3 protein-coding genes are annotated in these 3,631 nt (G+C 69.3%); all 3 read left to right on the top strand.

Annotation, left to right across the window (positions count from 1 at the left end; genetic code table 11):
• A partial coding sequence (locus ACFU5M_RS34160; RefSeq protein WP_379055704.1) for a lytic murein transglycosylase occupies nucleotides 1–1,218 on the top strand: 1,218 nt, incomplete at its 5' end.
• Between the two features lie 113 nt (nucleotides 1,219–1,331).
• The gene (locus ACFU5M_RS34155; RefSeq protein ID WP_379055702.1) at nucleotides 1,332–2,198 is read left to right on the top strand and encodes a lytic transglycosylase domain-containing protein; all 867 of its coding nucleotides are present in this window, start codon (nucleotides 1,332–1,334) and stop codon (nucleotides 2,196–2,198) included.
• Between the two features lie 19 nt (nucleotides 2,199–2,217).
• On the top strand, nucleotides 2,218–3,354 hold the full coding sequence (locus ACFU5M_RS34150; protein ID WP_379055700.1) for an Mrp/NBP35 family ATP-binding protein: 1,137 nt from the start codon (nucleotides 2,218–2,220) through the stop codon (nucleotides 3,352–3,354).
• Nucleotides 3,355–3,631 lie beyond the last annotated feature (277 nt).

Genomic DNA, 3,631 nt, shown 5'->3' with positions numbered 1-3,631 from the left:
TTGCAGGAGGTCAGGTTGCCCGCGGCGGGGGGTGCGTTGGGGATTCCGGAGGTGGTGTTGGCGGCGTATCGGAATGCGGAGTTGGCGTTGGGGTCCTCGGTGCCGGGGTGTGGGTTGTCGTGGAGTTTGCTGGCGGGGATCGGGCGGATCGAGTCGGGTCATGCGCGGGGTGGGCGTACGGATGCGGCGGGTACGACGGTGTCGCCGATCTTCGGTCCGGCGTTGGATGGGAGTTTGCCGGGTAATGAGGTGATCAAGGCGGCGGATGGGGGGTTTGTGCGGGCGTTGGGTCCGATGCAGTTCTTGCCGGGGACGTGGGGGGCGTATGGCGCGGATGGAAATGGGGACGGGGTGGCCGATCCGCATAATGTGTTCGATGCGGCGGTGGCGGCGGGGAAGTATTTGTGTTCGGGGGGTTTGGATCTGCGGGATCCGGCGCAGGAGTTGCGGGCGGTGTTGCGGTACAACAACTCGATGGCGTATGCGGCGAATGTGCTGAGTTGGTCGGCGGCGTATCGGTCCGGGGGTTCGCCGACGCAGGTGCGTATCTCGCCGGATCTCATACCGCCGGGAGCGCTGTCGCCGGGCTCGGAGATGTCCGCAGTGCGCACGACCACCCCGGCCACCGATCCAGCCGAACAGGCGCGGGCGGCGGGCCAGGCACCCGCCCCGCGGCCGCGACAGCAGCCGACGCAGGTGATGATCACGATCCCGGGTTTGCCGCCCATTCCGTGCGGCATCTTCTGCCCGCCTCCACCGCCGGTCAATCCGTGTGCGGGGCAATCCCTTCCCGCACCGATGCCGTTCCCGGACCTACCCGGTACCGCGCGCGTACCGCTCGCACCGCAGCAGCCCTACGGCGGCGCGGCGGCCGGACCCCGCGATCCCGCAGGCCCGGCCGATCCCGCCGCGGCGGGCAGGCCCGCCGATGCCGGTGCGCCCGGGCAGCCCGTCGCCCCGGACCAGGCAGCCGCCGGATGCGTGCAGCCAGACACCACGCTGGCCACCACCGAATCCGCGCCCATCCCCGGTGACCTCCCCGCTCCCGGCAGCGCGCCGCGCAGCGATACCGAACCCGCTACCACCACCCCGCCCGCCCCGGAACCCGAAGCCGAACCGGCGCCCGGCGGCGAAATCACGCCTTCGCCGCAGCCGGCGATCACCTTGCCGTTCGGCATCGTCATTCCTCTTCCCGCACTACCGCCCGCGCCCCAGTAATTCAAACCTCGCATCAGATCACGAAGCAGTAACAAAAAGATCTCGGATGCGGTAGCCTCTCCCCTGGTCCGTAACAAAGGGCTCACAGCGAGTCATGGGAGGGTCACCACACCGTGGGGCGTCATCGTAAACAACCGCCTGCCACCGTGAGACGAAGTTCCGTCATCGCGTTGACCGGACTGGTTCCCGCTGGGCTCGTCTCCGTCACCGCCGCCTCCGAGGTCGGCGACGCCGTACCTCTCGCGGCCGCGGTCCATACACCGGATGATCATCAGGACGTGCAGGGCGCCAGGCCGCAGGCGGCCGTCGAGCCCGTCGCCGGGACCGAGTTCCTCGCACACGCAATGGCCAAGGCCGCGCCCACCGCGACACCCGTGGTGAAAACCGTTGCGCTGCCGAGTGGCAGGCGAGTCGCCGGGCTGCCGACCGGGCCGCTGGGCGTCCCCGGCGTGGCCGTCGCCGCTTATCAGAACGCGGAACGGGTCCTGGCGGCGGAGAACCCCGTGTGCGGCATGCCGTGGTCGCTGCTGGCCGGCATCGGCCGGGTCGAGTCCACTCACGCGTTCGGCGGCAAGGCCGACGCCGACGGCAACCCGCTGAGCCCCGTCTACGGCCCCGTGCTGGACGGCTCGCTCACCGGCAACCACGTCATCCGCGACTCCGACGACGGAGCGCTGGACGGCCTGGACGGCTACGACCGCGCGATCGGCCCGATGCAGTTCCTGCCCGACACCTGGAAGCGCTACGCGGCCGACGGCAACGGCGATGGCATCGCCGATCCGCAGAACTTGTTCGACGCCGCGCTGACCGCCGGCAAGTACCTGTGCGAAGGCGGCTTGAACATGCGTGACCTGGCCCAACAGTCCAAAGCGATCCTGCGCTACAACCACTCCATGGCCTACGTCGCGAACGTCATGGCCTGGGAGACCTCCTACAGCACAGGGGTCGCACCCCGGCCCGCGGACCTGCCGAAAATTTGACACGCCTAAAATTCCTGCCATGCCAGTCGTTACGGAATCGGATGTGCGGGGTGCCCTCGCGAAGGTCGACGACCCGGAGATCCGCAAGCCGATCACCGAACTGGGCATGGTGAAAAGCGTCGTCATCGGCGCAAGTAGCGATGTCCATGTGGAGATCTATCTCACGACGGCAGGCTGCCCCCTGCGTACGGAGATCCAGCAGCGGGTCACCAAAGCCGTCGCCGATGTGCCGGGTGTGGGCGCCATCACCGTCGACCTCGACGTGATGGACGACGAGCAGCGCACCGCACTGCGCAAGCAGTTGCGCGGCGACTCGGCCGATCCGGTCATCCCGTTCGCCCAGCCCGGCTCGCTGACCCGCGTCTACGCGGTCGCCTCCGGCAAGGGCGGCGTCGGTAAATCCAGCGTCACGGTGAACCTCGCCGCCGCCATGGCCGCGCGCGGCCTGTCGGTCGGCGTGCTGGACGCGGACATCTACGGTCATTCCGTTCCGCGCATGCTCGGCACCGATGCTCGGCCCACCCAGGTCGAGCGGATGATCATGCCGCCGATCGCGCACGACGTGAAGATGATCTCGATCGCCCAGTTCACCCAGGGCAACACGCCTGTGGTGTGGCGCGGCCCGATGCTGCACCGGGCGCTGCAGCAGTTCCTCGCGGACGTGTTCTGGGGTGACCTCGACATCCTGCTGCTCGATCTGCCGCCCGGCACCGGCGACGTCGCCATCTCCATCGCCCAGCTGATCCCGGGAGCCGAGATCCTGGTCGTCACCACCCCGCAGCCCGCCGCCGCCGAGGTAGCCGAACGGGCGGGCGCGATCGCGCTGCAGACCCGCCAGCGCATCGCGGGCGTGGTGGAGAACATGTCCTGGCTGGACCTGCCGGACGGCACCCGGATGGACCTGTACGGCTCCGGCGGCGGCCAGGCGGTCGCGGACCGGCTGACCCGCGCCGTGGGTGCGACCGTGCCGCTGCTCGGTCAGATCCCCATCGAACAGGCGCTGCGTGAATCGGGCGACGAAGGCACCCCGATCGTGCTGCGCGATCCGGAAAACCCCGCTGCCAAGGCCCTGCTGGAGGTGGCGGACAAACTCGCCGTCCGTCGCCGCGGCCTCGCGGGCATGTCCCTGGGCATCGACACCACCCGGCATCTATAACGCCCCCACCGGAACCAAGCCTCGAAAGTCACCCGCCTCCGAGCTGCCCTTCAACCGCTTCCCGCGACCACTCGGTTTCGAGCGAAGTGAGACCGAGCAGCGCGGTTCACGGCCCGCCTCGCGTCCGAGCCGACACCCAGCCACTACAAACCGCATGCACCCAACAGCGAGCCCTTGCAACCCACGCGCCCAAACGCACCCCACCACGCCTTCCGAGCGAAGCGAGACCGAGCATCCGCCCGTTCGCGGCCCGGCTCGCGTCCGAGTGGCCGTCGCG

Source organism: Nocardia sp. NPDC057455, from assembly GCF_042802775.1.
In the GTDB taxonomy this organism is placed as follows: Bacteria; Actinomycetota; Actinomycetes; order Mycobacteriales; family Mycobacteriaceae; genus Nocardia.
Note: the sequence above shows the minus strand (reverse complement) of the source record. Positions and strands in the feature narration are given on the sequence as shown.

What these genes read in the sequence shown, in the direction of transcription:
- ACFU5M_RS34150 (WP_379055700.1), top strand. Translation starts at nt 2,218, where the DNA reads ATGCCAGTCGTTACGGAATCGGATGTGCGGGGTGCCCTCGCGAAGGTC.